22 protein-coding genes are annotated in these 23,371 nt (G+C 60.7%); 10 read left to right on the forward strand and 12 right to left on the reverse strand.

Features of this window, described 5'->3' with window-relative positions; translation table 11 throughout:
- Nucleotides 1-5: 5 nt before the first annotated feature.
- The 6 genes from ACA064_RS14975 (at nt 6) to ACA064_RS15000 (ending at nt 5,633) form a co-directional block, all read left to right on the forward strand.
- Nucleotides 6-428 carry a hypothetical protein gene (locus ACA064_RS14975; protein ID WP_497674041.1) on the forward strand — a complete coding sequence of 141 codons (423 nt, stop codon included), beginning with the start codon at nt 6-8 and terminating at the stop codon, nt 426-428.
- Between the two features lie 202 nt (nt 429-630).
- Nucleotides 631-1,380 carry a hypothetical protein gene (locus ACA064_RS14980; protein WP_497674042.1) on the forward strand — a complete coding sequence of 250 codons (750 nt, stop codon included), beginning with the start codon at nt 631-633 and terminating at the stop codon, nt 1,378-1,380.
- 513 nt (nt 1,381-1,893) lie between these two features.
- On the forward strand, nt 1,894-3,033 hold the full coding sequence (gene gbd / locus ACA064_RS14985) for a 4-hydroxybutyrate dehydrogenase (protein ID WP_497674043.1): 1,140 nt from the start codon (nt 1,894-1,896) through the stop codon (nt 3,031-3,033).
- Between the two features lie 131 nt (nt 3,034-3,164).
- Nucleotides 3,165-4,430: an MFS transporter gene (locus tag ACA064_RS14990; protein WP_497674251.1), complete on the forward strand. Its 1,266-nt coding sequence runs from the start codon at nt 3,165-3,167 to the stop codon at nt 4,428-4,430.
- Between the two features lie 40 nt (nt 4,431-4,470).
- On the forward strand, nt 4,471-4,776 hold the full coding sequence (locus ACA064_RS14995; RefSeq protein WP_497674044.1) for a DUF1330 domain-containing protein: 306 nt from the start codon (nt 4,471-4,473) through the stop codon (nt 4,774-4,776).
- A gap of 68 nt (nt 4,777-4,844) precedes the next feature.
- Nucleotides 4,845-5,633, forward strand: a complete 789-nt coding sequence (locus ACA064_RS15000; protein ID WP_497674045.1) for an SDR family oxidoreductase — start codon at nt 4,845-4,847, stop codon at nt 5,631-5,633.
- A 57-nt stretch (nt 5,634-5,690) separates the two neighbouring features.
- On the opposite strand, the gene ACA064_RS15005 is transcribed toward ACA064_RS15000, so the two are convergent.
- From ACA064_RS15005 to ACA064_RS15050, 10 genes are all read right to left on the reverse strand, one after another.
- Nucleotides 5,691-6,461: an HvfC family RiPP maturation protein gene (locus ACA064_RS15005; RefSeq protein WP_497674046.1), complete on the reverse strand. Its 771-nt coding sequence runs from the start codon at nt 6,459-6,461 to the stop codon at nt 5,691-5,693.
- The gene (locus ACA064_RS15010) at nt 6,454-7,305 is read right to left on the reverse strand and encodes an HvfB family MNIO-type RiPP peptide maturase (RefSeq protein WP_497674047.1); all 852 of its coding nucleotides are present in this window, start codon (nt 7,303-7,305) and stop codon (nt 6,454-6,456) included. Before ACA064_RS15010 ends, ACA064_RS15005 begins: the two co-directional genes overlap by 8 nt.
- 274 nt (nt 7,306-7,579) lie before the next feature.
- Nucleotides 7,580-8,896 carry a sensor histidine kinase gene (locus ACA064_RS15015; protein WP_497674048.1) on the reverse strand — a complete coding sequence of 439 codons (1,317 nt, stop codon included), beginning with the start codon at nt 8,894-8,896 and terminating at the stop codon, nt 7,580-7,582.
- The gene (locus ACA064_RS15020) at nt 8,893-9,633 is read right to left on the reverse strand and encodes a response regulator (RefSeq protein WP_497674049.1); all 741 of its coding nucleotides are present in this window, start codon (nt 9,631-9,633) and stop codon (nt 8,893-8,895) included. The genes ACA064_RS15015 and ACA064_RS15020 overlap by 4 nt, the downstream gene beginning before the upstream one ends.
- A 203-nt stretch (nt 9,634-9,836) precedes the next feature.
- Nucleotides 9,837-10,625 carry an amino acid ABC transporter ATP-binding protein gene (locus ACA064_RS15025; protein ID WP_497674050.1) on the reverse strand — a complete coding sequence of 263 codons (789 nt, stop codon included), beginning with the start codon at nt 10,623-10,625 and terminating at the stop codon, nt 9,837-9,839.
- A 17-nt stretch (nt 10,626-10,642) separates the two neighbouring features.
- Entirely contained in the window at nt 10,643-11,884 is a 1,242-nt protein-coding gene (locus ACA064_RS15030; RefSeq protein ID WP_497674051.1) for an NAD(P)/FAD-dependent oxidoreductase, read from the reverse strand.
- A 50-nt stretch (nt 11,885-11,934) separates the two neighbouring features.
- Nucleotides 11,935-12,645: an ABC transporter permease gene (locus ACA064_RS15035; protein ID WP_497674052.1), complete on the reverse strand. Its 711-nt coding sequence runs from the start codon at nt 12,643-12,645 to the stop codon at nt 11,935-11,937.
- Nucleotides 12,642-13,361, reverse strand: a complete 720-nt coding sequence (locus tag ACA064_RS15040) for an ABC transporter permease (RefSeq protein ID WP_497674053.1) — start codon at nt 13,359-13,361, stop codon at nt 12,642-12,644. Before ACA064_RS15040 ends, ACA064_RS15035 begins: the two co-directional genes overlap by 4 nt.
- 112 nt (nt 13,362-13,473) lie before the next feature.
- Nucleotides 13,474-14,229, reverse strand: coding sequence for a transporter substrate-binding domain-containing protein (locus ACA064_RS15045; RefSeq protein ID WP_497674054.1), 756 nt, complete (start codon nt 14,227-14,229; stop codon nt 13,474-13,476).
- A gap of 12 nt (nt 14,230-14,241) precedes the next feature.
- Nucleotides 14,242-15,117, reverse strand: coding sequence for a MurR/RpiR family transcriptional regulator (locus tag ACA064_RS15050; RefSeq protein ID WP_497674055.1), 876 nt, complete (start codon nt 15,115-15,117; stop codon nt 14,242-14,244).
- Nucleotides 15,118-15,261: 144 nt separating this feature from the next.
- Between ACA064_RS15050 and ACA064_RS15055 the strand changes: the two genes are divergently transcribed.
- The 4 genes from ACA064_RS15055 (at nt 15,262) to nahK (ending at nt 21,830) form a co-directional block, all read left to right on the forward strand.
- Entirely contained in the window at nt 15,262-16,290 is a 1,029-nt protein-coding gene (locus ACA064_RS15055; protein ID WP_497674056.1) for an Ldh family oxidoreductase, read from the forward strand.
- A 227-nt stretch (nt 16,291-16,517) separates the two neighbouring features.
- Entirely contained in the window at nt 16,518-17,702 is a 1,185-nt protein-coding gene (locus ACA064_RS15060) for a porin (protein ID WP_497674057.1), read from the forward strand.
- 407 nt (nt 17,703-18,109) lie between these two features.
- Nucleotides 18,110-19,273 (forward strand): nitric oxide-sensing protein NosP, encoded by a 1,164-nt coding sequence (gene nosP / locus ACA064_RS15065; RefSeq protein ID WP_497674058.1) that lies wholly within the window; start codon nt 18,110-18,112, stop codon nt 19,271-19,273.
- Nucleotides 19,203-21,830, forward strand: coding sequence for a hybrid sensor histidine kinase/response regulator NahK/ErcS' (nahK, locus tag ACA064_RS15070; RefSeq protein ID WP_497674059.1), 2,628 nt, complete (start codon nt 19,203-19,205; stop codon nt 21,828-21,830). The genes nosP and nahK overlap by 71 nt, the downstream gene beginning before the upstream one ends.
- Before the next feature lie 215 nt (nt 21,831-22,045).
- Here nahK and ACA064_RS15075 read toward each other — a convergent pair whose 3' ends face one another.
- Together ACA064_RS15075 and ACA064_RS15080 are read right to left on the reverse strand one after the other, a co-directional pair.
- Nucleotides 22,046-22,711 carry a response regulator transcription factor gene (locus tag ACA064_RS15075; RefSeq protein ID WP_150802679.1) on the reverse strand — a complete coding sequence of 222 codons (666 nt, stop codon included), beginning with the start codon at nt 22,709-22,711 and terminating at the stop codon, nt 22,046-22,048.
- 56 nt (nt 22,712-22,767) lie between these two features.
- On the reverse strand, nt 22,768-23,325 hold the full coding sequence (locus tag ACA064_RS15080) for a PQQ-dependent catabolism-associated CXXCW motif protein (RefSeq protein ID WP_497674060.1): 558 nt from the start codon (nt 23,323-23,325) through the stop codon (nt 22,768-22,770).
- Between the last annotated feature and the right edge of the window lie 46 nt (nt 23,326-23,371).

Below are 23,371 nucleotides of genomic sequence, written 5' to 3' on the forward strand. Positions count from 1 at the left end.
GGCTAGTGAAAATTAATGTGTTCAAAGGTGTTGCTGCGGCGGTGCTCTGCTTTGTCGTAGCCTGGCTGTTTCTGGTATATGCGACAAAAGGAGTACCGGAAAACCCGGCAGATCTCAGCGACACAAGTGGCTTGCCTGCGGTTGCCATCTACACGGTGATGCTTCAAGCGTTAGGCTTGGCCTCAATCGTATTCACGGCTTCAGGATCATTGATCCTGGTGCGGCTGAAGAACAGTTCATATCGGCTACGGCTGAGTGTGTACGCGCTGGCAAACCTGCTTTTTGTCTTTACTTCGGCGCTGGGGGTGCTCGTCACTTGTTCATATGTACCTGGTACCCTATTGGGCATCGTAGGGGCGGCGTTTTACGTTTTGGCATTGGCTCTTGTGTGGATTGCAGCTCCGAAGAAACCTGCATTGTCAGACTAGTCGCCGCCGATACTTGTCAGCATTGCGGCACCAACTAAACACAACGTGAATAACATCGTTTCGCCGAGCACCCTCTGACCGATCCTGACTTCGCCTTAGCGATGGCCGTTACGGGCCATCGCACTTTTTCCGGTTTTGCGGTTCTACTCTTGACCAGGCTGCGGCGACTCCCATCGCATCCGGATCGTTCAAGACCTTGTCAATGGCCAACGTTGTTCTCCCTGTCGTCACGCGATTCCTTCGCCATTCATTGTTGCTCAGCGGCGTGCTGCTGCTCTGCGCCGGCGGTTGCAGCCAACAGCAGGGTCGGGACGTGGCCACCCAGATAAGCGAGGGAACTCCCACGGAGTTGTTTCAGACCAGCGTCGATCGCATCGCCACCCTGAGCATGCAGGACAACCTGCAAAGCCTCTATCTGTTGATGAACAAGCTCTACCTGCGCAATCCCTCCGAGTGGCGCAAGTCCGGGTTCCTCGATGCGCGCACCGCCGAGCGCGAGGTGCGTAACGCCATCGAGCAGCGCCAACCGCTGCCGCAATTGGGCGAACGACGGAACCTCGCGGCGCTCAGTTACGCCCTGAGCCCGGAATTTCTCGGCGACCGGGTCGGTGCCTTCATTTATGCGATCGGCAGCATGCTGATCACTGCCCATGGCGGTCGGCAGGAGTTCTACATAACCGACGTGATCAACCCGACATTCGTCAACAACGCGGCGCGCAATATCGAGAAAGCCACCTGGCTGCTGAGCCAGCGACAGAATGCCAACGGCGAGCTGCTGCTGTTCTCCAATGAAATCTCGGAGGAGGGCAGCAACCTGAGCTTCGCCGTGGAATTCGGCAAGATAGTCGCGAGGCTGGATCTGCTCACGCAAATGCTCGATGAGCGTTATCGGCGAATCGGCCTGAACTATGCCCAGAGCCTGTTGTTGATGAATTTCCTGCCGGTGCAATAGAGCTTGCCGAGGTTTTCTGCGGTTGGGGGTTGATGTGCATCCATGTAGGAGCTGGCGAAGCCTGCGATCTTTTGGCGGTTTAAAGACAGTCGAAGATCAAGATCAAAAGATCGCAGCCTGCGGCAGCTCCTACGGGGGATTGCATATATCCCCAACATTGCAGGTGTACGGGGTCGGTGTAGGGGCTGGCGAAGCCTGCGATCTTTTGGCGGTTTGAAGGATGTCGAAGATCAAGATCAAAAGATCGCAGCCTGCGGCAGCTCCTACGCGGGGATTGCATATATCCCCAGCATCGCAGGTGTACGCGGGGATGTGGGTTCATCCAGCAACTCAAGGATTCCACGGTCGGCATTGGACTTGAGGATTAGTTATACCGGTATCGAATCTTCTCAATATCGCCCCTTCTTTCCCCTACATATACTCCAGCGCAACTGCTTCCGAGCCCATGGACAAGGGTTCTCGGGTACCCCTTGATAACGGGTAAAGCTTATTGTCATACCAGCGGGGTAATGTATGTCGCTTATCAACTACATCACACAGATCCAGTTCGAGGTCGGGGCAATTGCGTTGCTGCCGGGTGAGTGCACACGAATCGGGATCAAGCGCCCGTTGATTGTCACCGATGCCGGGGTCAAGGCCGCGGGCATTCTTGATGCGGTATTGGCCACTCTGCCATCGGGTGCCGAATTGCCGGTCTATGACCGGACTCCATCGAATCCGAACGAATCGGCGGTTCGTGATGCAGTAGCGATGTACCAGCAACATGATTGCGACGGGATTATCGCCGTAGGCGGGGGCTCTTCCATCGACCTGGCCAAGGGTGTTGCGGTGTGCGCCACCCATGCCGGGCCGTTAAAAAGCTTCGCCGTGATCGAAGGCGGATTGGCGCGGATCACTGCTGCGACCGCGCCGCTTATTGCGATCCCGACCACCGCCGGGACCGGTAGCGAAGTCGGTCGCGGGGCGATCCTGATTCTGGATGACGGGCGCAAGGTCGGAGTCATCTCACCCTATGTCGTTCCGAAAGTTGCCATCTGCGATCCGCAACTGACCTTCGGCCTGCCCGCGGGGCTCACTGCGGCCACCGGCATGGATGCGATTGCCCACTGCCTCGAAACCTTCATGGCTCCGGCGTTCAATCCACCAGCGGATGGCATTGCCCTGGATGGTCTGTGGCGGGCCTGGCGGCACATCGAGCTGGCGACTCGCGAGCCGGGGAATGTCGAGGCGCGGATGAATATGATGAGCGCATCGCTGCAGGGCGCGCTGGCCTTTCAAAAAGGCCTGGGTTGCGTACATAGCCTGAGCCATGCCTTGGGCGGCATCGATCCGCGACTGCACCATGGCACGCTCAATGCGATTTTCCTGCCGGCGGTGATCCGCTTCAATCGTCAGTCACCAACCGTTCAGAACGAGCAAAAACTGGCGCGTATCGCCCAGGCGATGGGACTCGAGTCACACGAAGCAGTCGAAACCGCCATCGTCGACATGACCCGAGCCCTGGGCCTGCCTACCGGTCTGAGCCAGTTGGGCGTCACCCGCGAGCTATTCCCGCTCATCATCCAGGGCGCGCTCGCCGACCATAGTCACCGGACCAATCCGCGCGAGGCTTCGGCTGACGACTACCAACTGCTGCTGGAACAGTCGATGTAAGGCAGGCCTGAAGATCATTGCGCCGCTTGGCGCAAACCACCTGAACAACAATAAAAAAGAGTGTTGATATGACCCCTGAATCCGCAACCGAGGTTGCAGGTCTCGCGCGCACTGGCGCCCGGACCTCGTCCCTGAAGAAATACCAGAGCATCACCGTGGTGTTGTTACTGCTGATCGGCATCGTCAACTATCTGGATCGCAGCGCGCTCTCGATAGCCAATACCTCGATCCAGAAAGACATGCTGATCAGCCCGTCGCAAATGGGCATTCTGCTGTCGGCGTTTTCCCTGGCCTACGCGTTTGCCCAACTGCCGCTGGGGATCATCATCGATCGACTGGGCAGTAAAATCTCCCTCGGCGCCGCCTTGCTGACCTGGTCCGTTGCGCAATCGGTATCCGGGCTGGTGAACAGTTTTGCTGGCTTCATCGGCCTGCGGATCCTGCTGGGGGTGGGTGAGGCGCCGATGTTCCCGTCGGCGGCCAAGGCCTTGTCGGAATGGTTCGAGGCCGAGAAACGCGGGACACCGACCGGCATCGTGCTGTCTTCGACCTGTATCGGGCCGTGCCTGGCGCCGCCGTTGCTGACGCTGTTCATGATCAATTTCGGCTGGCGCGGGATGTTCGTCATCACCGGGCTTATCGGCATTGTCCTGGCCGCGTGCTGGCTGATGTTCTACAAGAGCAAAAAACAGTACCTGGCCGAGCTGGCCGCCAGCGGTCAAGCGTCGCCGGAGGTTGCCGAGGTCGCCGAAAAAACCGCCGAGCCGGCACCGCGCAAGGCGCTGCTCGCCGACTGGCTGAGCCTGTTCCAGCATCGCAGCACCTGGGGCGCGGTCCTGGGTTTCATGGGCGTCATCTACATGCTCTGGCTGCACCTCACCTGGTTGCCGGGTTACTTCGAGCGCGAGCATGGCCTGGGTCTGTACAAAACCGCCTGGGTGGTCTCGCTGGCTTACCTGTTCGGGGCCTTCGGCACCATCGCCGCCGGACGCATTTGCGACCGCATGGTCAAGCGCGGCATGAGCGTGTTGGGCAGTCGCAAGGTGACGGCTATTTCCGGCCTGTTGCTGGCGGCCATGTTCACCCTGCCGCTGTCGTTTGGCAGCAGTCTGACCCTGAGTGTGGTGCTGCTGTGCCTGGCGTTGTTCAGCATCAACCTGGCCAGTTCAACGGCCTGGATGATCGCCAATACCATTGTCTCCACTCGGCGGGTTGCCTCCTTTGGCTCGATCCAGAACTTTGGCGGCTACATCGCCGGATCCATTGCGCCGATCGTCACCGGTTTCAGCATCCAGCAATCAGGCTCCTTCGCCACGGCCTTCATGGTCAGCGCGGTGGTCGCAGTGGTCGCGGCATTTGCCTATTGGGTGCTGCTCAAAGGGCCGGTCGGCGACTGAGCGTTATCTATTGATTGAACACTATTGAGCTGGAGGATTTATGCCCAAGGGTTATTGGATTGGCCGGGTCGACGTCAGCGATCCGCAAGAGTATCAGCGCTACGCCACGGCCAACGCCGTGGCTTATAAAAAGTACGGCGCGCGGTTTGTCATCCGCGCCGGACGTTTCGAGGCGGTGGAGGGCCAGAGCCGGGCGCGCAATGTGGTGATCGAATTCCCCAGTTATCAGGCTGCCATCGATTGCTGGAACTCCCCGGAATATCAGGACGCGGCGAAGATTCGCCAGCCCATTTCCATCATTGATCTGATCATTGTCGAGGGGTATGACGGGCCGCAACTCGATTGACCCTGGCAACCCAGGCTATCGAAGGTGGCTCAGACCCGTATCACTTAATCATTCATAGAGAGGTCAGCATGGAACTTGGAATCGAAGGGTGTTGGGCACTGGTCTGTGGCGCGAGCAAAGGCCTTGGCAAAGGTTGCGCCAAAGCCTTGGTCGCGGAAGGGGTGAACGTGGTGATTACTGCGCGTAATCCCCAGGCGCTGGAAGAAACAGCCGCTGAACTGCGTCTATTGAACAGCAATGTGACGGTTAAAACCGTGGTGGGCGACATCACCACCGTCGCCGGGCGCGAAGCGGCATTAAAAGCCTGTCCGGTGGTCGATATCCTGGTCACTAACGCCGGAGGTCCGCCACCGGGAGACTTCCGCAATTGGACTCGCGAGGACTGGATAGCCGCCCTTGACGGCAATATGCTCACACCTATCGAGCTGATCAAGGCCACCGTCGATAATATGGCCGAACGCGGATTCGGCCGCATCGTGAACATTACCTCGGGTGCGGTAAAAGCGCCGATCGGCATATTGGGGCTGTCCAACGGCGCTCGCAGCGGTTTGACCGGTTTTATTGCTGGATTGGCGCGTCAGCCGCAGCTGGTTTCCAATAACGTCACGATCAACAACCTGCTGCCGGGGCTGTTTGACACCGATCGCCTGCGCGAATCGACTCAGGCCTCTGCCAGTGCGGCCGGCCAGGCGCTTGACCAGGCGCTGGAAAACAAACGCCGGGGCATCCCTGCCGGCAGGTTCGGTACTGCTGATGAGTTCGGTGCGCTGTGTGCGTTTATGTGCAGCCGCCACGCCGGGTATCTCACTGGGCAGAACCTGTTGCTGGACGGTGGCGCCTATCCGGGGACTTTCTAAGGGCGGTCGCGGGCCGATTCCTTGATCGGCCCGGTCTCGGTGATTGATGCAAACCTGTCACTGGTCACTCGCTATGCCAATGACTCCCTCGCCATGCATCTGCTGCAGCAGGACCAGGCCGCTGTCCATGAAGTCGCTGAGGTCGGTGGCCCCGGCCTCGACGGCCAGTTCCTGCAACTGGGCTCGCCCCGGCAGCTCGGGGAACTGTTCGATACGTTGCAGCAGTCGCCAGGCCAACGGGCTGAGCTCGGAAAAACCCACGCTCCAGTCGACCGACCGACGAATCAACAGCAAGGTCGGCTGGGCGGGCGGCGCCTCAAGTTGGTAATCGGGCCCCAGCTGATGGACCGGCCAGCTGTAGGCCAAGGGCCAGGCCAGCGCTGAAACCTGCAAGGGGCGATCCAGCAACAACCAGCCATCGCTGGCGGGCAGGGGCTCGGCTTCATCCTGCTGGAGTGCCATCTCGATCCACTCGTAATGGGCCAGTTCGACCATGAACGCAGGCCATGTAGTGTCCTTGAGTACCGCCGGCTCGTCCGAAAGAAAGACCACGAACTCTTTGGCGATTTCGCCAAATTTCGGCGTGGGCGAGCGGTAATCCCGCAAGAACGCCCTGACCAATACTCGCCAGTCGGTATCGCCGAGGATGCTCACCAGCACCGGAAAGGTCCCGCTCAGCAGCGACAGCAGGTTTTCGAAGACCAGGTCGCGATAGATCTGCACCCGCGCCAGGTCCATCCCTTCCGGTGGCGGGCAGCTATCGGGATCGCGCAGATAGCGGGTCAGTGACTGTTGCTGCTGATGCAAGGTTGCAACTGGATTAACCATGGGCCACCACCTGATTGGCTTGCAGTTGGCGAATGATGTTCAGCTCGGCCACCAGCACGTCGAAGGCCGGGAAGTTGAAGTCCCGTTCGAGCAAGGTCGGTTTAGCACCGAACCGTGCATAGGCCTGGCCCAGCAATGCCCAGACCACCGGCTTGACCGGAGCGCCATGGGTGTCGATTTTAAGGTCGTCGGATTCGTCGTAGTGCCCGGCCACATGCATGGCGACCACTCTGTCGGGCGCGATTCCCGCGAGGAAGGCCTGGGGATCGAAGCGGTGATTCACCGAGTTCACGTAGACATTGTTGACGTCCAGCAGCAGGTCGCAATCGGCTTCCTGGAGCACCGCATTGGTAAAGCTGAGTTCGTCCATATCCTGTTGCGGCGCGGCATAGTAGGAGACGTTTTCCACCGCCAGACGCCGACCCAGGACATCCTGAGCCTGGCGAATACGGGCCGCTACGTGATGCACCGCCTCTTCGGTGAAGGGCAGCGGCAGCAAGTCGTAAAGATGGCCGTCGTCACTGCAGTAGCTCAAATGCTCGCTGTAGAGCGGCACCTTGTACAGGTCGAGAAACACCCGCACTTCCTGCAGGAAAGCCACGTCCAGTGGCGCTGTGCCGCCTAGGGACAGTGACAGCCCGTGACAGGACAACGGATAACGTTCGGCCAGCGAACGCAGCGCAGCGCCATGGGCCCCGCCGATACCGATCCAGTTTTCCGGCGCGACTTCCAGAAAATCGAAATTGCCCGCGGGGGCATCCCGCAGCTGGTTGAGCAGCGAACGACGCAAGCCAAGCCCTACGGTGGAGGCCTGCGGCAAGGTCGAAGAACGATGGGTCTGCATGAGCTTGATGTCCTTTGATCCGGGGTCAGAGAGGTGCGCCCGACCAACACGTCAGGCCGGTAGACAGAGTTAATCGCAGGGGTGTATCCGGCCTGTGTCCTGTGGCGGCCCAAACTAAAGCGGATGTATCAGGAGCGCTTCATACACAGTCCGATACAAACCGGGGCCTGGTGGATCCTGATGGCACAGGTGATCTTCAGCGGACACGGAATTTGTGTACAGCTGCGGCCTGGTGTGGGAGCGGGCTTGCTCGCGATGCAGGCGACTCGATTTATCAGGTCAACCGCGGACCGCCCAGTTCGAGCTCCGCACACAACCCACCGCCTTCGCGGTTGCGCAGGGTCAGCACGCCGCCGATGGCTTGGGCCAGTTGCTGGGCGATAGCCAGGCCCAGCCCGGTGCCACCGGTGCTTCGATTGCGCGAGCTTTCCACCCGGTAGAAAGGCTTGAGCACCTGGGCCAGTTCCTGTTCGGCGATTCCCGGGCCGCGATCCAGCACCTGGATCGACAGACTCCGATCGGCCCTGGTGTGGATCTCTATTTGCGCAGCGCCGGCGAACTTCAGCGCGTTGTCCAGCAGATTGACCAGTACCCGGCGCAACGCATGGGGCCGGGTATCGATCACCGCGGCATTTTTCCCGCTCAGTTGCACCGCCTGGCCCATGTCCTGATAGTCGAACACCAGGCTGTCGAGAAATGAATCCAGATCGATCCGGCAGCTTGCCTCGTGGGAGCCGTGGACGCTACGGGCATAGGCCACCCCTTCGCGGACCAGATGCTCGATTTCACCCAGGTCCTGCCAGAGTTTGTCCTTCTCGGCAGACTCGTCCATGAATTCGGCCCGCAGCTTCATGCGGGTGATGGGGGTTTGCAGGTCATGGGAGATCGCCGCCAGCAGTTGCATGCGCTCCTTGAGATAAGCAGCGATGCGCTTCTGCATGGCGTTGAAGGCGGCTGCGGCGTAGGCGACCTCGGTGGGCCCGGTTTCGTCCAGGTGGATGGCGTGGTTGTTCGGGTCGAGGGTTTCCACGGCCCGGGCCAGCCGCGTCAACGGGCGGATGGCGATCCGCACGGCCAGCCAGGTACAGCCGATCAACAGCGCCAACTGGCCCAGCAAGACAAACGGCAGCCAGGGAGAGAGCGCCATGATCGCCGGCCTGACGTCAATGGTGACCGGACTGTCATCGGCGAGGCGCAGGTGCACCTGGAAATGTTTCTGCGGGCCGGGGATATCGGTAAATACCAGCGGGTAATCATGGCCGATGGCGTCCTCGATCGAGCGCATCGCGACCGGCGCATCAGCCAGCTCCAGGGGTGTGCCGGGCTCGCCCGCGTTCAGCAGGTAGCCATAATTGTGCCGATCCAGACGCCGCAGCCAGTCCGCACGCTCGGCAGCCGGCAAGCGGTCGAGAATGGCGATGGAGGTCGAGACATCGGTTTCCAGATTACCCAGCATGGTCGATTTCGCGCTCTGGTAGCGTTCATAGAACTGCGCGCCGAAAGACAACCCCTGAGCGAGAATCAGCCCGACCAGAAAAATCAGCGAGAGCCGCGAAGCCAGTGTGCGCGGCCAACTCAAGGAGAATCTCATGCCGGCGCCCCGAGGACTTTCACCGGCATTGAGAATACATAGCCTTCGCTGCGCACCGTCTTGATACACGCCGGTTCCCGCGCATCATCCAGCAGGCGCTGGCGCAGGCGGCTCACCAGCAGATCGATGGAGCGGTCGAACAGGTCGGCGTCGCGGCCCTGGGTCAGGTTGAGCAATTGGTCGCGACTGAGCACCCGCTGCGGATGATCGAGGAACACCCGCAGCAGACGATACTCGGCGCCACTCAGGGCCACCAGGGTGCCGTCCTGGTCGAGCAGGTGGCGGGCCGAGGTGTCCAGGCGCCAGCGACCGAAACCCAGCAAACGGCCGCTTTCGCTGACCACCAGGTTCGGCGGCAGCATCCGCGTGCGCCGCAGCACCGCATTGATTCGCGCCAGCAACTCGCGGGCGGCGAAGGGTTTGACCAGGTAGTCGTCGGCGCCCATCTCGAGGCCGATGATGCGGTCGGTTTCGTCGTTGCGGGCGGTGAGCATCAGCACCGGGGTGTTTTTGTGTTTGCCGGCGCGCAACTCGCGACAGAGCATCAGGCCATCGTCACCGGGCATCATGATATCGAGCACGATCAGATCGACCGGCGTCGATTCAAGGAAGCTGCGCATCTGCCGCCCATCGGCGACCACCGTGGTGCGCAGCCCGTTCTTCTTCAGGTAGTTGCCCACCAGTTCTCTGATCTCGCGATCATCATCGACTATCAGAATGTGATCGACATGTTCCATCTGCTCAGCCCTGTCTGTGTCTGGTTGTGACACAGCATATCGAGCCTTTCCTGGCTTGCCCGCAGGCCTTTGTATTGCAGTGTATCCAGCTCGCCGTGGATACATAAACATGCAAAATTCCGGCTTTTGTGCCGGATGTCACCGCTCGAACAGGCACCTGCGGCACCCATCCGGGTCACCGCAAGCTGTCGAGTGTTCCGACCTTAATGCACTATCTGCGCTAGAAAGGCTTTGGCCCGGGCACTTTTTGGCGCGCCAAAGAAGTCGTTCGGCGGCGCATCCTCGATGATTTTCCCGCCATCGAGAAACAGCACTCGCTCGGCCACTTGCCGGGCAAAGCCCATTTCGTGGGTGACACAAAGCATGGTCATGCCACTGCCGGCGAGCTTGACCATCACATCCAGCACTTCACTGACCATTTCCGGGTCCAGCGCCGAGGTCGGCTCGTCGAATAGCATGATCTTCGGTTCCATGCACAGCGCGCGGGCGATGGCTACCCGTTGTTGCTGGCCGCCGGAGAGTTGGCTGGGGTATTTGTCGGCCTGGTTTTCGATGCCGACCTTGTTCAGGTAATTGCGCGCCAGTTCTTCGGCCTTCTTGCGCGGCAGACTGCGGACCGAGATGGGCGCCAGGGTGCAGTTGTCGAGCACGCTCATGTGCGGGAACAGGTTGAAGTGCTGGAACACCATGCCCACTTCGCTGCGGACTTTGGCAGCCTCTCGGGTGTTTTGCGAGAGGTCGGTGGCGTCGATCAGGATCCGGCCTTTTTCAGCGATTTCCAGGCGGTTGATACAACGGATCAGAGTCGACTTCCCGGAACCGGACGGGCCGCAGAGCACGATGCGTTCGCCTTCGCGGACTTTCAGGTCGATGTCGTGCAGCACATGGAAGGCGCCATAGAACTTGTTCAGTCCGGCGATATCGACCACCACCTTGCGCGTGTCAGGGGCGGCGATCGTCGGGGTTTGCAGCAGGGCAGTGGCAGATAGCATGCTTATCTCTCCAGCGATCAGTGGAAGCGCTCGGCGCTGTAGGGTGTCGGGTCGGTAAACGGCATGCTGCCGGTCATCATCTCGGCCAGCAGGCGGCCGCTGACCGGGCCCAGGGTCAGGCCGTGGTGCGCATGGCCGAAGTTGAACCACAATCCGGGATGGCGACTGGCCGGGCCAATCACCGGGCACATATCCGGCAGGCACGGCCGGCGACCGAGCCAGGGTTCGGCATCCAGGCGCTCGCCCAGCGGGTAGAAGTGCCGCGCCAGTTCTTCGCAGCGGCGCAGCTGGATTTCGTTGATCGGATCGTCGCTGTCGGCGAACTCGATGCCGGTGGTTAAACGAATGCCTTGCACCATCGGCGCCAGCACGTAACCGCCCACCGGGTCGAGAATCGGATGCTGCATCTGCACCCCGGCCTTGGCCGCGTAGTGCATGTGGTAGCCGCGCTTGATCGCCAGCGGAATGCGATAGCCCAGGGGCTCGAAAATGCCCCGGGCCTGGGGCCCGAGGGCAACCACTGCTTCATTGCCGGTGATCAGTCCTCGCTCGCTTTGCACCTGCCATTGACCATTGCTTTGGCGCAGGCTCAGGGCATCGCCGAGGACAAAAGTCCCGCCGCGTTTCTGGAACAGTTCGGCGTAACCACGGGTCAGGCCACCGGGATCGCTGACGGTCTTGGGGTCCAGCCAGTGCAGGCCTCCCACCACATCGGCGTGCAGCCCAGGCTCGAGTTGGTGGATCCGCTGCCGGTCGAGCACTGCATAGTTCAATCCGTACTCGCTCAGATCCAAGGCATCCTGTTGGGCTTTTTCGAATGCCGCCTGATCGTTGAAGGCTTCGATCCAGCCGCCGCCCTGGATCAGGCCATTCATGCCTGCCGGTTCAGCCAGCAACTCGTGCTCACTGACGCAGCGCTCCACCAGCGGCAGCATGGCGCGGGTCGCGGCGGCCAGGCCCTTGGGCCCGGAATGACGCCAGTATTGCAGCAACCAGGGACCGGCCTTGGGCAGGTAACGCAGGCTATAGCGCACATCCGACTGTTGATTGAGGCCATAACGCAGCAGCTTCGACAGCTGGCGCGGAAACGCATAGGGGATGACGCTGGCGCGCTCGATCAATCCGGCGTTGCCATGGCTGGTGCCGTTGCCTGGTTGCTGGCGGTCGAGCAATACCACTTTGCGGCCGCGGGCCTGCAACTGCAGGGCGGTGCTGACGCCGACAATCCCGGCGCCGAGAACGATGGTTTCGCAATGCATGGGTAAATCCCTGGTACATGGGCCGCCTGGGGCGGCCTGGGAAAATCGGATCAGTTCAAATGACGACCGAGACGGCCTTCGATCAGTTTCAGGCTGCGGCGCACCACTTCGACGATCAGCAGGTAGAGCACGGCGGCCCACAGGTAGATCTGGAAGTCGAAACTGCGGGAGAAGGCCAGCTTGGTCACGCCCATCAAGTCATAGATGGTCACCAGCGAAGCAATGGCGCTGGCCTTGATCATCAGGATAAGCTCGTTGCCCAGCGGCCCGATGGCCACCAGCAACGACTGCGGCAGGATTACTTTGCGAAAGGTGGTCCAGCGCGACAGGCTCAGGGCTTTCGACGCCTCGCGCTGGCCCTGGGCGACGGCCAGCAGGGCGCCGCGCAGGATCTCGGCCTGATAGGCCGCGGTGTTCAGGGTGAAGGCCAGCAGGGTACAGAACCAGGCATCGCGGAAGAACCACCAGAGGCCGACGTCCTGCCAGAAGCTTTTGAACGAACCCAGGCCGTAATACAGCATGAACAACTGGGCGAGCAGCGGCGAGCCGCGGAAAAAGTACACATAAGCGCCGGTGAAACTGCGCAAAAACCGGTTGCTCGACAACCGGCCCAGAGCAATCAGCAGGCCGAGCAGGGCGCCGAGGGTGAAGGAGATCGCCACCAATTTGCCGGTCACCAGCAAGCCGTCGATAAAGCGTGGGCCGTAGCGTTCGAGCAGTTCGGGGCTGAGGAACAGGTTCAGCAGATCATCGAAGCTCATGGCCGGGCACTCCGTTGATGGCGGCTGAAGTACTGTTCGAGAAAGTGGAACAAGCGACCGGACAACGCCGAGAAAAACAGATAGCCGAAGCAGGCCACCGCGTAGAAAAACATCGGTTCCTTGGTCACGCTGACCGCCAGGTTGGTCTGGCGCATCAGGTCCACCAAGGAAATGGTCGAGACCAGTGAAGTGTCCTTGAGCAGCGACAACCAGTTATTCGACAGGCCCGGCAGGGCAATACGCGCCAGTTGCGGCAGCACCACCTTGCGAAACGTCGTGCCCTTGGACAAACCCAGCGCCGCGGCCGCCTCGAACTGGCCCTTGGGTACGGTCTTGAAGGCGCCCAGCCAGATTTCGCTGGAAAACGCGGCGAATACCAGGCTGAAGGCGATCATTGCCGCGACAAAGGTATTGATCGTCACCTCGGTCTGGTAGCCCATGGCAGCAAGGATCTTCTGCGCGGCGATCTGGCAACCGTAATAAATGAGCAGCAGGGTCAGCAACTCGGGTAGTCCACGGAACACCGTGGAAAACACCGTGGCCGAAGTCCGCAACCAGCGCCGTTTGGAACGGGCTGCCAGGGCCACGCCGAGGCCCAGCGGCAAACCGATCGGCACACAGCTGAGGGCCAGGGCGATGGTTACCAGGGCTCCGGCCAGCAAGGCCGAGCCCCAGCCGCCGCTGGCGAAAGATAACAGTGACAGATGTTCGAACATGCCCGAACCCTCTCGCGAAATTAAGCCTGCACGCCGCCGACGCGCTCAGGGCGAGCGCGGGGCAGGGGTGTCAGGGGGACAGGTCCGGGGCCAGTGCCGCGGACCCGCGGGCTCAGTAGATATCGAAGGCGAAGTAGCGGCTGGAGATCTTTTTGTAAGTGCCGTCGGCGACGATTTCATCCAGCGCCTTGTTCAGTCGTTCACGCAGGGCGTTGTCTTCCTGGCGCACGGCGATCGAGGCGTCGGCGGTGGTGCCGTTGACGTCGCCGATGATCTTGCAGCAGTCCTTGCCGGTGCTTTCGGCCCAGGCCAGCAGCGGAAACTTGTCGGCAATCACCCCATCCAGGCGGCCGGCGGCGAGGTCGCTGTTGGCTTCGTCCAGCGTTGGGTAGAACTTCACGTCGGCACCGGCCGGGGCGTAATGATCTTCGGCGTAGATCGCCTGGGTCGAAGATGACTGGGCGCCGACTGTCAGACCTTTGAACTTGGTCTGGGCATCGGTGATGGCCGAGTCCTTGGCCACCGCGACCGACAGCGGGGTGCGGTAGTAGTGATTGGTGAAGGCAATCTTCTTCTTGCGCTCATCGGTGGCAATCATCGAGGCCACCACCGCATCGTATTTCTTCGCCATCAGCGCCGGGATGATGCCTTCCCAATCCTGGGCGACGATCGTGCACTCGACCTTCATGCGTTCGCACAGGGCGTTGGCGATATCGACGTCGAAGCCGTGCAGCTTGTTGTCCGAGTCCACATAGTTGAAGGGCGGGTAAGCGCCTTCGGTGGCGATTTTCAGCACTTCAGCCTGGGCCCCGGAGACTCCGGCGATGAGCATTGCGCAGGTAGCTGCAAAGCGAATGACGTTTTTCAAGTGACACCTCGATTATTGTTTTGGTCCTGGTGAGGATGTATATCCAACGAACTCGTTATGTAAGGCAGCGGTTGCTTCAAGACGTTTTTCGACTTCGGGGCCCAACTGCTTGCACACCTCGTTGACCAGCAGGTGCACCAGCGACAGCATCGCCGCCGTGGACTCCCAGAACAGGTTGAACTCGGTGGGCACGCGGAACACTTCATCGGCGTGTTGTTCGGCCCAGTCGCAGAAAGTGTCGGTGACCAGGGTCACCGGGATCCCGGCTTCGCGGGCCTTGCGACACAGGTTCCGGGCGTGACGGGAATATCGCCGGGCTTCGAACACCACCAGCGCACACTCCTCGGGGTTACTGAGCAGCACGTCGGCGTAATGCCCGGCGGCGCCATCCACCAACTGCACGCCATCGCGCAGGTACTGCAGCAGATGGACCATGGATGCAGCGATACCGCGTTCGGTCTGGAAACCGGCGACAAACACCTTGCGCCGGGTGGCCAGGCGCTGACTGACGGTTTGCCAGGCTGGGGTCAGGCTGTATTCGTAGACTTTCATAAGCGCGCCGACTTCCAGCTCAAAACTGCGCGGCAAGCCTTGGGGGCTCTGGCTCGACTGCTGGCGGAACTCCTGCAAGCGTTCACCGACCAGCCATGGACCTTCGCCCAGATCGGTTTTCAGGTCGTTTTTCAGGTCTTTGAAATGGCTGTAGCCGATGGAGCGGCAGAAGCGCCCGACGGTGGACTCGCTGACGCCTAGCTTGGCGGCGATATCCGCCGAGGTCTGAAACGGCAACTCGTAAAGATTGGCCAACATGTAATTGGCGATCGCCCTGCCTGAGGCGGCGGCGGTCAACAAGCTGCTTTCAAGGCGTTGTTTGATGGGCTGGCTCAAGGCTGTTTCCTGTTGTTATTCAGCGCTTGAAGCAGAAGGTGAATGTTTTCTGTCATTAAGTCAATATTTGACAGGTAACTGGCATGATCGGATAGTCAGGCCACTGCAGCCCACTCCCAATAACAATGTCCCCGGAGCTTCGCAATGTCCCAATCTAACCCTGTATTGGCCGAGATAGAGCATCTTGCCCTTGCCGAGCTGAGCCAGTTGCTGCAACAGATCTTCGAGCGCCACGGCACCTCCACGGAGGTCGCCCGGATCCTCGCCGATAACTGCGCCAGGGCGCAGCGCGACGGTTCCCATAGCCATGGGGTGTTCCGCATTCCCGGCTACCTGTCGTCGCTGGCCAGCGGTTGGGTCGATGGCCAGGCGCAGCCGATTGTCGAAGACGTCGCCTCGGGTTTCGTGCGGGTGGATGCCGCCAATGGTTTTGCCCAGCCAGCATTGGCTGCCGCCCGCGAACTGCTAATCGAAAAGGCCCGCAGCGCCGGGATCGCGGTGTTGGCGATCCGCAACTCGCACCATTTCGCGGCACTGTGGCCAGACGTCGAACCCTTCGCCAGGCAGGGGCTGGTGGCCCTGAGTGTGGTCAACAGCATGACCTGCGTGGTGCCCCATGGCGCGCAGCGGCCGTTGTTCGGCACCAACCCGATTGCCTTTGCCGCGCCCCGTGACGGGGGCGAGCCGATTGTTTTCGACCTGGCCACCAGCGCCATTGCCCATGGCGATGTGCAGATCGCTGCGCGCAAAGGTGAACAATTACCGCCGGGCATGGGCGTCGACAGCCAGGGCCAACCGACCCGGGACCCGCACGCGATCCTCGCTGGCGGCGCCTTATTGCCCTTTGGCGGGCACAAGGGCTCGGCGTTGTCGATGATGGTTGAACTACTGGCCGCCGCGCTGACCGGAGGCAACTTTTCTTTTGAATTCGACTGGTCGAACCACCCCGGCGCGCAAACACCCTGGACCGGCCAGTTGGTAATCCTGATCGACCCGACCAAGGCCGGCGGCAACAGCTTCGCCAGTCGCAGCGAAGAACTGGTGCGGCAGATGCATGCAGTCGGGCTGCAGCGCATGCCGGGTGACCGACGTTATCAGGCACGGGAAAAATCCCGCAGCACCGGCATTCCCCTGGCTGCAGCTGAACTGAAAAAGTTGCGTGAACTGGTGTAGTGAATCAGGCGCAATGTGTTTGCGAGTACGGGTCGATCATCCCATCGACCCGCGCTCATAAGCCTTAAGTTTCGCACCGCGTAGCAGTCTGGTCTTACACCGAATTTGCCGGGCCACTCCCGCCAATCCAAAGCAGCTGCCAATTGCCGCCAAGGCAGCATATAAGGCGCGGCCCTGCCTTTCGATAATCGCCTCCGACATCAAGTCCCCCGGTTGCGGAGCGCGCCATGCACAACAATAAGAATTTTCAGCACTGTTTCTTGCCTGCACTGATTGCCAGCCTGTCGGCCCTTGGCATGAGTTCCATGGCCAAGGCCGAAATCATGCTGTATGACAAGGACCAGACCACTTTCTCCACCGATGGCTACATCAACGCCTTCTACGTCAATAGCGACGTCGACCGCGAGGGCGAGCAGTTCGACCGTCGGCAGGCGCGGGTGAAGATGGGCTTCTTGCCCAACTACCTGGGCTTCAACATGGGCAAGCAAATCGATGACTTGAAACTCGGTGCGCGGGCATCGTTCTGGGTGACCATCAACGACAGCGAAACCAACGGCACCGACACCGCCATTGATGTGCGGCAGTTCTACGGCACCGTGGGCAATCCCGGCTGGGGCGAAGTGCTTATCGGTAAGGACTTCGGGCTGTTCGCCCGCTCCAACATCCTGCTCGACGAGATGCTCGCCGGTTACGGTCAGGTCAGCGACACCTTGGGGCTGGTGGATGGCGGCGGTGTGTCGTTCGGCAACATCGGCACCGGCTACCCGTATCCGTTCCCGACCTCGCAGATCACCTATCGCACGCCGATCATGGAAGGTTTGCGCGTAGCGGTGGGGATCATGGACCCGGTGGACACCAACGACAGCAGCCCACTGGGCAAGGCCTATCAGGAAAACCCACGGACCGAGAGCGAGATCACCTACCAGTTCGACGTTGCCGGGGCGAAGATCTACAGCTGGGTCAACGGCAGCTACCAGACTTCGGAAAACACCGACTCCACGGTGCAGTCAGTCACTTCAAAAGGCGTCGGTTACGGCGTGCAAGCGAAGATGGGCGGTTTGTCCCTGACCGGTTCGGGCTTCCAGGCCAAGGGCATCAACCCGTTCTTCACCAACAACGCCGGCGAACCGACGCTGCGTGAAGTCGACAGTGACGGCTACCTGCTGCAGGGCTCCTACAAACTCGGCAAGAACCGCCTGGCGCTGTCCTACGGCAAGACCAAGGACGACGGCAACGGCGTGGTCGGCAGCGGCGCGGATTATGAAACCCGCGGGATCGCGCTGTTCCACGACGTCAATGACAACCTCAAGCTGGTGGCCGAATACAACCAGTTCGAAATCGAAGGCCACGACACCGTCGCCCAAAATGAAAACACCGACACCGTCGCCCTCGGCGCAGTACTGACCTGGTAACCCCGCCGGATCTGCCCGCGCTGCGCGCATCGCGGTGTGGGGTGGAGCCGGGCAGGGCACAATACCTGTGGTGAGGGGGCTTGCCCCAACGCTAGTCAGTCAAGGATTTTGAGACGAACATTGCACCTGTGGCGAGGGAGCTTGCTCCCGCTGGAGCGCGTAGCGGTCCTAAAATCAGGCAATGAGTTCTTTCAGTTGGAACTTGGTTACCGGTTTTACGACTGCTGCGCAGCCGAGCGGGGGCAAGCCCCCTCGCCACAAATTAGTCGTCACACCGACACATTTCCATCAGCCGCCATCCCCACTTCATCCCATCGAACCACCTACCCGCTACCCAAGTAGCATAGGGTTGACGCCCCGGGCTTCGTACACTCATGCCTCAGACTACGCACCTGCGGGAGGCGAATATGCAACAGGGCCAGACCGATGGCGTCGTCAGTGCAATGTCCCAGGCCACCGATGCCCAGGAGGCCGCCCAGGATCTGGCTCGGCAGCTGTTGCATCCGCACCTGGGCTTCGTGCTGTTTTTCTGTTCCGCCGAATACGACCTGAAGGCGTTGGGTCCGGCCTTGCAGCAGAGTTTTGGCGGGATTCGCCTGGTGGGTTGTACCAGCGCCGGTGAAATCACTCCCAATGGCTATGGCCGCGGTTGCATCACTGCGGTCGGTTTCGATCACCGGCATTTCTCCATCGCCATCGAGCTGATCGATCAGATGGAACACTTCAGCCTGATCGACGCCCAGCAAATGGTCGAGCGCCTGGTGGGCGACTGTCGCAGCAACACCCTGGCGCCGATCAAGGGCAACAGTTTCGCCCTGACCCTGCTCGACGGCCTGTCCAGCCGTGAGGAAATGGTCCTTGCGGCGCTGAGTGCGGCCCTCGGCGATATTCCGCATTTCGGCGGCTCGGCCGGCGATGACAACAAACTGACCCACACCCACGTTTATTTCGGTGGCGAGTTCCACAGTGGCGCGGCAGTGGTGGTGCTGGTCAATACCTGTCTGGACTTCGAGGTGTTTACCACCCATCACATCCTGCCCCGTGAAGAGAAGCTGGTGGTCACCCACGCCGACAGTCCGTCGCGGCGGGTCTATGAGCTCAACGCCGAACCTGCCGCCGAGGAGTACGCCCGGCATATCGGCGTGCCGGTTGCCGAGCTCGATCATCGAGTGTTCGCCGCCCATCCGCTGGCAGTACGGATCAACGAGCAGTACTACGTCAGGGCTATCCAGCAGGTTCACCCGGACCTGAGCCTGAGTTTCTATTGCGCCGTGGAGAACGGCATCGTCCTGACCGCCATGACCCCTGGACCGTTGTTGCCGAATCTGCAGACGCTGTTCGAAGGACTTGAAGCGCGGCTCGGAACACTGCTGCTGACCATTGGTTGTGACTGTTTTCTCAGGCGGCTGGAGCTCGAAGACGACGGCAGCCTGGACCAAATTGGCGCCTTCCTGCGCGAGCAGCGGGTGATGGGCTTCAACACCTACGGAGAACAGTTCAATGGTATGCATATCAACCAGACTTTCACCGGCGTTGCCATTGCCCGAAACCGGCCCCCCGTCGCCCGCTGAACTACAGGCGCAAATTGCCGGCCTGCAGCATGAGAACCGCAAGCTGCAACGGATCAATGCCGCGCTGATCGAACGGATCGAGTCCGGGGGCACCCGTGGCAACGATCCGTATTCGGCGTTCCAGCATTCTGTGGTGCTCGCCGAACAGGTTCGCGAGCGCACCGACGCGCTGAATCAGGCCATGGCCGAACTCAAGGCCGGCAATCATTTGCTCAGCGAAGCCCGGCTGCGGGCGGAAACCGCTCACCGCCACCTGATCGATGCAATCGAAAGCATTTCCGATGCCTTTGTGCTGTTCGATGAGGATCAACGCATCGTGCTGTTCAACAGCCGTTTCAAGGCACTCTGGGCCACCAGCCAGGTGCGGATCATCGCCGGCATGCGTCTGGCGGAGGTCAAACGGCTGATGACCGGCACTGGCCTGTTCAGCGAAGAACCGCGCAGCCATGCCGATGAGCATTTGCTCTACCGGCAGCAGAATGGCCGCTGGTTGCAAATCAGCGAGCGGCCGACCCAGGAAGGTGGGCGAGTAATCCTTTTCACCGACATCACCGAAGTCAAACTCAGCGAAACCGCGCGTCGCGAGCAGGCGGTGGCGCAGAAGTCGCACCTGTTGCAGCGAGCGGTCGACAACCTGTCCCAGGGCGTGGCGATGGTCAACGCCGACGGCGTCCTGGAACTGTGGAACCGTCGATTCCTCGAGTTGAGCGGCCTGGCCCCGGTGGCGGCCCATCGGCAGTTCGCCGAGGTGATCGGCGATAGCGAGCTGAACTTGCTGACCCCAGCCAGCCGCGACACCAACGGGCGGGTGGTCCATGAGTGCGAGCAGCGGCTCTATGACGGGCGGGTCCTGGAAATCCGCACCCATCCCTTGCCGACCGGTGGTTTCGTCAACACCTTCACCGATATCACCGAGCGTTATCAGCATGTCGAAGCCCTCAGCGAGAGCGAGCGCTGGATTCGCCTGATCACCGACCACGTGCCGGCACTGATCGCCTACCTCAACGCCGACCTGGTCTACGAGTTCACCAACAAGGTGTATGAGGAGTGGTACTGCTGGCCGCGCGGCGTGATGCTCGGCCAGAGCCTGCGCGAGGTGCACAGCGAAGAACATTACCAGCGCCTGGAGACCTACGTGGCACGGGCCCTGGCCGGAGAAAGCGTGACCTTCGAGTGTCCCGAAACCAATATCAACAATCAGGAGCGCTACATGCTGCGCTCCTATGTGCCGAACCGCCTGGCCACGGGCGAGGTGGTGGGGATCTTTGTGCTGATCCGCGACGTCACCGAGCGTCGACGCACCGCCGAGGCCCTGCATCAGGCTTATCAGAACCTGGAGTTGCGGGTTCGCGAGCGGACCGCCGAGTTGACCAGTCTCAACGATCAGCTGCTGCGCGAGATCGAAGAGCGCAGCCGTGTCGAATCGCGTCTGCGGGAGGCCAAGCTGGAAGCGGAGCAGGCCAACCTGTCGAAAACCAAATTTCTGGCCGCGGTCAGTCATGACCTGCTGCAGCCGCTCAACGCGGCGCGGCTGTTCACCAGTGCGCTGCTCGAACGCCGCGAACCGGTGGCCAACGCTATTCTGGTGCGCAACGTCAGCAATTCCCTGGAAGACGTGGAGAGCCTGCTGGGCACTCTGGTGGATATTTCCAAGCTCGATGCCGGAGTGATCAAGGCCGATATCGCGCCGTTCGCCCTCAGCGAATTGCTGGAAAACCTGGCGACCGAATATTCCCAGGTGGCGTGCAGCGAAGGCCTGCAATTTCACTTCGTGGGCTGTTCGGCATTGGTGCGCAGTGATATCCAGTTGCTCGCCCGTGTCTTGCGCAACCTGTTGAGTAACGCCATTCGCTACACCACCAGCGGCCGCGTGGTGCTGGGCTGTCGGCGGCATCGTCAGCGCTTGTCCATCGAGGTCTGGGACAGTGGCATGGGCATCGCGGAGAACAAACTGGAGGAGATTTTCCAGGAGTTCAAACGCGGTGACGTGCAACGGCCGAACCAGGACCGGGGCTTGGGATTGGGCCTGGCGATCGTCGAAAAAATCGCCGGCATCCTCGGACATCGGATTACCGTGCGTTCCTGGCCGGGCAAGGGGTCGATGTTTGCCGTCGAGGTGCCACTGACCAACAGCGCGCCGAAGGCGGTGGCGCAGTTGCCCATGAGTGAGCCGATGCTGGAGCGCTTGCACGGGGCACGGATCTGGGTACTGGATAATGACGCAGCGATTTGCGCCGGGATGCGCACGCTGCTGGAAAGCTGGGGTTGCCAGGTGGTGACGGCGTTGTCGGAGGAAGACCTGGCGTGCCAGGTGGACAACTACCATGCCGAGGCTGACCTGCTGATCGCCGACTACCACCTGGACCATGGCAAAAACGGTGTCGACGCCGTAGCCCTGATCAACGCCCGGCGCGCCTCACCCTTGCCGGCGCTGATGATCACCGCCAACTACAGCAACGAGCTGAAACTGCAAATGCGCGAACTGGGTCATACCCTGATGCACAAACCGGTCAGGCCGATGAAGCTGAAGATGGCGATGAGTCATTTGTTGGGGTAAACACCACTCCCGGGAAGATCAAAAGATCGCAGGCTTCGCCAGCTCCTACGCCGACCGTGTACATCCATGGGTTGCCGGATGAACACCAATCCCCCTGTAGGAGCTGCCGCAGGCTGCGATCTTTTGATCTTGCTTGCGGGCAATCTCCAGAACCGCCAAAAGACCGCAGGCTGCGATCTTTGTGGCTTGACGCCGACTCTTGGGGTTATATCACCTCACCGCCGCAAATACGCCGCAAAATCAATATCCCCGGCACTGAGGATAGCCTGCACCCGGTTGTGCACGTTGAGTTTGCGCAGGATTGCCGAGACATGGGCCTTGACTGTGGTCTCGGCGATTTCCAGGGTGTAGGCGATCTGTTTGTTCGACTCGCCCTTGGTCATCCGCTCCAGCACCAGCAGCTGCTTGCGGGTCAAGGCCTGGAGCAGTTCGGGGGCGAAGTTCGGCATGTCATTCATGCTGCGCCGGGTACCGGGTTTCTGGGTGCGGATGATGTCCGAGGGCAGGTAGACGTTGCCGTTGAGGATCTGCTGGATGGCGTCGGTCATCTGCGCACGGGGCGACGACTTGGTGATGAATCCCACCGCGCCATAGGTGATGGCTTGCAGCACCACCTGCTTGTCCTGCTCGGCGGAGACGATCACCACCGGAATGGTCGGAGCCTCGTTGCGCAGGTTGATCAAGCCGTTGAGACCGTGCATGCCGGGCATGTTCAGATCGAGCAGGATCAGGTCCAGATCGTCATGCTCCTGGGTCAGCGCCAGGGCGCTGTCCAGGTCGGCGGTTTCCATGACTTCACTGCCAGGAAAGCCATCGCTGATGACGTTATGGATGGCTTCGCGAAACAGGGGGTGATCGTCGGCAATCAGAATTTTGTACATGGCCTTTCACCTCGTTATTTTAATTATGGTATGGCGGGAGCACGGTGCCGTGTGAGTCAGGGGAAGGGTTCGGGTCGGGCCGCTTCCACTGGCAGGTTTGCCGCCTCCCAGGCATCCAGGCCATCGCGGTACCAATACACATCTTTATAACCCATTTCAGTGGCGCGTTTTACCGCGTTCCAGCTTAGCCAGCAATCGGCGCGGCAGTAGAACACCACCGGTTGATCCCTGCGCCCGGCCGCGGCTTTTTGCAAGTTGCGGGCGAAATAGTCCTGCCATTGCGCGCTCAGTTCACCGTCACCGGTGTTGGCCAGCCAGAGGCTGCCGGGCAGGTTGGCGTGGGGTTGGTCTTCAATGAAACGCCCCTGCAGCCATTGGCGACGATACACGTCGATCAGTACCGGTCTCGGAGTTTGTGCCAGCAAGGCTTGCAGGTCAGTGGTGTCGATGATTTGGCCGCCGTCGAGATGATCCGGCGTCGGGCTGCGATAGAGACTGGTGCGGTAACCCGCAGGGGAAAATAGCGTGGTTTGTGCCTGTGCGACGCCCAGCAACAGACTCAGCGACAAGGCTGCCAGGGAGCGGTGGAGTAAATTACGCGGGGCACGCAGCATAGGATGTGGTCCTTTTTCTTATAGACCTATTACATGCCAGTGTTGA

The organism is Pseudomonas sp. LBUM1658, assembly GCF_059716055.1.